General features: G+C 51.0%; 6 protein-coding genes. 3 read left to right on the forward strand and 3 right to left on the reverse strand.

All coding sequences use genetic code 11. From position 1 onward, the window contains the following. Positions 1–112: 112 nt before the first annotated feature. Together ACI1P2_RS31270 and ACI1P2_RS31275 are read right to left on the reverse strand one after the other, a co-directional pair. On the reverse strand, positions 113–784 hold the full coding sequence (locus tag ACI1P2_RS31270) for a zinc metallopeptidase (protein ID WP_355327672.1): 672 nt from the start codon (positions 782–784) through the stop codon (positions 113–115). A gap of 46 nt (positions 785–830) precedes the next feature. After that, the gene (locus ACI1P2_RS31275; RefSeq protein ID WP_355327687.1) at positions 831–1,256 is read right to left on the reverse strand and encodes a MerR family transcriptional regulator; all 426 of its coding nucleotides are present in this window, start codon (positions 1,254–1,256) and stop codon (positions 831–833) included. A 295-nt stretch (positions 1,257–1,551) separates the two neighbouring features. Here ACI1P2_RS31275 and ACI1P2_RS31280 point away from each other — a divergent pair, with 295 nt between their 5' ends. From ACI1P2_RS31280 to ACI1P2_RS31290, 3 genes are read left to right on the forward strand one after another with little or no spacing between them, the layout of a single operon-like run. After that, complete coding sequence (locus tag ACI1P2_RS31280) at positions 1,552–2,952, forward strand: ammonium transporter (RefSeq protein WP_355327675.1); 1,401 nt, start codon at positions 1,552–1,554, stop codon at positions 2,950–2,952. A gap of 36 nt (positions 2,953–2,988) precedes the next feature. Next, a complete protein-coding gene (locus ACI1P2_RS31285; protein WP_355327678.1) occupies positions 2,989–4,071 on the forward strand; it encodes a DUF294 nucleotidyltransferase-like domain-containing protein in 1,083 nt (360 codons plus the stop codon). After that, a complete protein-coding gene (locus tag ACI1P2_RS31290; RefSeq protein WP_355327681.1) occupies positions 4,068–4,805 on the forward strand; it encodes an exonuclease domain-containing protein in 738 nt (245 codons plus the stop codon). The genes ACI1P2_RS31285 and ACI1P2_RS31290 overlap by 4 nt, the downstream gene beginning before the upstream one ends. Here the strand turns inward: ACI1P2_RS31290 and ACI1P2_RS31295 are convergent. Beyond that, a complete protein-coding gene (locus ACI1P2_RS31295) occupies positions 4,791–5,237 on the reverse strand; it encodes a M67 family metallopeptidase (RefSeq protein WP_355327684.1) in 447 nt (148 codons plus the stop codon). The two genes, ACI1P2_RS31290 and ACI1P2_RS31295, sit on opposite strands and share 15 nt — an antisense overlap. Positions 5,238–5,336: the final 99 nt, after the last annotated feature.

Consider the following 5,336-nt stretch of genomic DNA (forward strand, 5'->3'; position numbering starts at 1 on the left):
AAAAAAGAGCGGGCTATCTTTTCGATAACCTGCTCTTTTTTTGATTTTTGGCCCTGCGCCTTAACTAAATGACATTGCCCGGAGGGCACCCTTTGTTGTGTTGTATTTTCTGTTAATCGCGGTTGTTGAAGATTCCGATGAGACGAATCAGCTCGAGCAGGGAGACCAGGGCGGCTGCCACATAGGTCAGTGCCGCTGCGTTGAGCACCTTGGCTACACCGCGCTCTTCATCATTGCGAATATAGCCTTCCGAGACCATAATTTCACGGGCGCGGTTCGATGCGTTAAATTCAACCGGCAGGGTGATCAATTGAAATGCTACGGTAGCAGAAAAGAAGATGATCCCGAGACCGATCAGATTAAACGATTGAAACAACATTCCGGCAATCAGCAGGAATGGCGCGATGCCGGAAGCGATGTTCACGACCGGGAAAACGCGATGGCGCATCGTCAGGAACGGATAATGCTCCTTATGCTGAATAGCATGACCCACCTCGTGGCAGGCGACGGAGATGGCCGAGATGGAGCTCTCGTAATATACAGGCTCCGACAGACGGACAACGCGGTTGATCGGGTCATAGTGGTCAGAGAGTGTGCCTCTCACCGGTTCAATCGGAACATCGTGCAGCCCGTTGGAATCCAGCATATGCCGGGCTGCGTCGTAGCCGGTCATGCCTCTCTGGTTGCTCTCCTTGGCCCAGCGCTTGAACGTGCCGGAGACACGAAACTGCGCCCACAACGAAAAGATAAAGGCAATGATCACCAATAGATACATGCCGCTCATATTCAATTACCTCCAAAATAAATAAAGTTGAATTGGACAAGAGAATCTACATACTGTGCTCGAGCAGATACTTCAGCGCTTCAATGCAGGCTGCGCTTTGCGGCAGCAGCCCGGTAAGCACCTTGCGGGCCTGAACCGGCTTTAACTGCTTGAGAAGAGGCTGCAGCTCGTGTACTTCCCTCTCCAAGCGCTGCATATGCATTTCAAGGGTCGTAAGCTTATCGGTTACCTGTTCCTCGCTGCTTATCCCGCTCCATTTCTCAAGCGATTGCCTGATCTCTTCCAGGCTGTATTTCTCTTGTTTCATCTGATTAATACGTTCGAGTCTTTTCAAGGTTTCATCGCTGTAAAGGCGATAATTTTTCAAAGAACGTTCTTCGGGAGCAATAAGTCCCATCTTCGTGTAATAATCGATCGTCCGTTCACTTACGCCGGCGGCTTTGGCAAGTTCGCCGATCCGGTACAGCTTCATATCCCCATTTGCGCTCACCTCGCGATTCCTTGATAAATCATTGGCCCCACAAGTTGTGGCTGTCGATAGACGTTTTTCTTATGATACATGATCCGTAACCGTACAGTCAAACGTCACGCTTTTTCACGAAAATAGCAGCAAGGATAAAGGACTTATAGGCATGGGACTAGAGGCCGTTTATCATTTTTCTTGCTTTTTGAAAAATTCTCTTGTCAACTTTCTTATCTTCTGCTTATAATGACATTAACGATTTCACGATATGTAAAGATAAGTGACATTAAAGGGAGTGTTTTTGATGAAGAAAAAATGGTTGATTCCACTGCTTGCTTTGCTGACCATACTGGCTTTTCCGGTCGGAGCTTTCGCAGCGGAGGAGGGGCCGACCAACGTTCAGCTGCAGGCTGGCTTGAACTCTGCGTTCACCTTCCTGGCGTTTATCCTCGTATTTTTCATGCAAGCCGGATTTGCTTTGCTTGAAGCGGGATCGACAAGAATGAAGAACGCCGGTCACGTAGCCGGCAGAACGGTATTGACACTCGGTGTATCTGCTCTGGCGTTTTGGGCGCTGGGCTTTGGTCTTGGTTTCGGCAATGACAACGGCAACGGCTTTATGGGGCTTACGGGTTTCTTCGTAAGCGGAGCCGATGCAGCGCCGTCTTTTGACTCCTTGTCCGCTTTGGACGTACCTGTAACGATCATGTTTCTGTTCCACTTTGCCTTTGCCGCCATCTCGCTGGCCATTGCTTGCGGCGGTATGGCTGAACGCGCTAAACTGAGCGTATATATTGTTTTCGGTCTTTTGTTCTCCATTGTTATTTATCCGGTTGTAGCCCACTGGGTATGGGGCGGCGGCTGGCTGGCCCAGCTCGGCATGCAGGACTATGCTGGCTCAACGGTAGTTCATTTGACAGGTGCAACGGCTGCGCTGGTGGCTACCATTTTACTGAAGCCGCGTCTCGGCAAATACAACAAGGATGGCAAGCCGAATGTCATTCCAGGACACAACCAGGTTTATTCCATCCTCGGTGTAATCATCCTCTGGTTCGGCTGGTTCGGATTTAACCCTGGCAGCGCCGTTTCCGCTATGAACGACGGTTTCTTCGGTTATGTGGCCCTGACAACCAATATCGCGGCTGCAGCAGGCGCCGTCTTCGCCCTGGCTGTATCCTGGATGGTATTCGGCAAGGCGGATATTCCAAGCATGCTGAACGGTGTACTGGCGGCTCTCGTAGCCATTACAGGCTCTTGTGCATTTGTTGCTCCGTGGGCGGCTGTTATTATAGGTGCCGTTGCAGGTATCATCACTTTCTTCACAGCACAATGGCTGGAGCGCAGACGCATTGACGATCCAATCTACGCCTTCTCCGTGCACGGTGTTGCAGGGATGTGGGGTGCGGTATCCACGGGTATTTTTGCAAAACCTGAACTGGTAGAAATCACTGGTGTAGGCAAAGCGGGTCTTGTTTATGGCGGCGGTTTCGGGCAGCTTGGCGTACAGCTGCTCGGTCTGATCGGCACATTCGCATTCGTTTTGATCATCTCTTTCATTATCCTCGGTGCTATGAAAGCAGTAATGGGCATTCGTGTTACTGAAGAAGAGGAAACGATGGGTCTGGATATGAGCGAACATGGCACATACGGTTATCCTGAGCAAATGAAATTGATTGCTGATGCTGAGAAACGCATATTGAATTAATAATGACGGTTGGTTCGAGCGAGGGAGGCTGGCGGTATGGAATCGCAGCGCGCAGAAGCGTTCAATATAACATTTGAGGCGATTCTTAACGCCGATTCGCCTGATCGCTTGCGACAGGCAAGGATGGATACCCAGCATCGCCTGCTGGAAATACGAACCGAAGCCTCTACGGAGGCTTGGCTCAGGCAGGTTAACGAGATGCATGATGCAATTTCCGCAAAGGCTGTACAGTTATGCGAACAAGGGATGGATGAGGATGGCTTCGGCCCTCCTCCCGTCCCTTATGCCTTTATAGCTTTTGGGAGTATGGGGCGCTCGGAATCCACGCTCTGGAGCGATCAGGATAACGGAATGATTATCAGCGACGAAGCAGATGAGGAGCAGGAAGCTTATTTTGCTGCCTTTGGGTCACGCCTTTCGGATATGCTGGAACGGCTCGGCTACCGTAAATGCGAAGGCAAGGTCATGTGCTCTGAGCCATTATGGCGACAGAAGACCGCAGCATGGAAGAAACAGCTGGAGGAGTGGAGCTCCGATTACAGCTGGGATCCGATCCGGCATTTGATTATTGCCTCTGATATGAGGCATATCGCGGGAGATGAAGGCTTGTCCAGACAGTGGAAAGAGTCCTTCAGCGCCGTGTTTCGCAGGGATTCGGGCCTTGCGGCAGCAGTTCTTCGCAATACCGTTAAGCATAAAGCGACCCTGAACATTTTAGGTCAAATCGTTACTGAGCGCTTTGGGGAGCATGCCGGGGATTTCGATATCAAATACGGCTGCTATATTCCGCTGGTGAACGCTGTCAGGTTCATGGCGCTGCAAAATGGCGTAACAGAAACGTCGACGTTAAGACGGCTGAAAAAACTGGCTTCGCTCGAAGCAGCCCCTTTTCCGCTATTGGATTCCTGTCAGCGGGCTTTTCTAATCGCGCTCCAATTCCGAAACAGCACACCTTACAAGGAAGAGGAAGGGCTTTTTGTCAGCAGCGGTTATATGCCTGTTCAGCAGCTGAAGCAGCGTGAGCTGTGGTATGAGCTCCGGGAAAGCCTCACTGTGGTCAGAAGAGTGCACAGGGCGCTGCAGAGACAGCTTCGCTTTTTGGAAAGGAGAAAATTATGAAAGAGCCGGTTAGGGGCGGCGGCGGATTTTGGAGTGTGTTCCGTCAAGGCGGCATGCCGTCAGCAATTGCTTCCGTGTTGGGGGCCCCGACCGCGCAGCAGATGGCATTTATCCGTTCACTCGCCCGTGAACAGCGCCGGTCGGAGGCCATGCGGACTCCCTTGGAAAGGCTTGAGACTGTGGTGTTTGATCTGGAAACGACTGGCTTCTCGCCCCAGCATGGGGATGAAATATTGTCCTTCGGTGCTGTGCGTGTGGTGGGCGACACAGTTATGGAGAAGGAACAGTTCTATACGCTGGTCAAACCTAGCGTACCGGTTCCGGAGCACATATCGGAATTGACGGGTATTACCCAGGAAATGAGCAACGATGCTCCGGCTTTGATGGACGGCTTGCATGACTTTATGTCATTTGTCGGCGGCAGGGTGCTTGTCGCTCATGCAAGCTCTCATGATAAAGCTTTTCTAAACGCGGCGCTTTGGAAAACGTCCAAGGTTCAGCTGACCCATCGGGTGATCGATACGATGATGCTGGCCAAATGGCTGGATCCGCAGCCAGGCAGCTATACTCTGGATGATCTGCTCCTATCAAACGGCATACCTGTAACAGTCAGACACCATGCCCTGGAAGACGCAAAGATGACCGCGAAATTATGGGTTTGTTACATGAGTGAAATCATGAAGCGTGGCGTAACCAATCTGGCGGATTTATACAATCATTTAAGTCACGCGTAAAGGCACAAGCTCAAGCGTTAATAACGATGGTGGTGCAGTGCCGGAAGCAACCAGATAGGCTACGGTGAACATGAACCCGGATGGATTGCCGGCCCCTGTGATTAAATAGGCCGTTAAGCCGGCGCCGAACAGTTGCAGGTGCTGCAAATCCTCTTCCGATGGAACAGGGGAGGATGTGGGATGTGAGTGGAAAATGCCGATTAAAGCTGTTTCCCGCATCACACAGTTGACCCAAGCCGGCCCGTCGAATTCAAAATGATGGTACGGGTCAACAGCGGTATTCGGAATGGGGATAAACTCGGAAATATGTAGTTGCTCCTCTTCAATATGACCAAGCAGTGCTCCGCATGCCTCCTTCGGCTGACAAGAGCGGACATACCGCTCAAGGCGGTCCAGCAGAACGGAAGGGATATGTACTGAAGAATTGATCAATGGAATATCTGCTCCCTTAATGAAGAGGGTGTCCCAAAAGTCATCATAGATGACTAAGGGACGACCCTCTCTTACATTTCGTCAAACAAAAAGAAACCA

Origin of the sequence: Paenibacillus jiangxiensis (assembly GCF_046098255.1) — a bacterium.
In the GTDB taxonomy this organism is placed as follows: domain Bacteria; phylum Bacillota; class Bacilli; order Paenibacillales; family Paenibacillaceae; genus Paenibacillus; species Paenibacillus jiagnxiensis.

Bases quoted from the DNA above. Each gene is read 5' to 3' on its own strand.
- ACI1P2_RS31290 (WP_355327681.1), top strand. From the start codon at position 4,068: ATGAAAGAGCCGGTTAGGGGCGGCGGCGGATTTTGGAGTGTGTTCCGT.
- ACI1P2_RS31275 (WP_355327687.1), bottom strand. From the start codon at position 1,256: ATGAAGCTGTACCGGATCGGCGAACTTGCCAAAGCCGCCGGCGTAAGT.
- ACI1P2_RS31285 (WP_355327678.1), top strand. From the start codon at position 2,989: ATGGAATCGCAGCGCGCAGAAGCGTTCAATATAACATTTGAGGCGATT.
- ACI1P2_RS31270 (WP_355327672.1), bottom strand. From the start codon at position 784: ATGAGCGGCATGTATCTATTGGTGATCATTGCCTTTATCTTTTCGTTG.
- ACI1P2_RS31280 (WP_355327675.1), top strand. From the start codon at position 1,552: ATGAAGAAAAAATGGTTGATTCCACTGCTTGCTTTGCTGACCATACTG.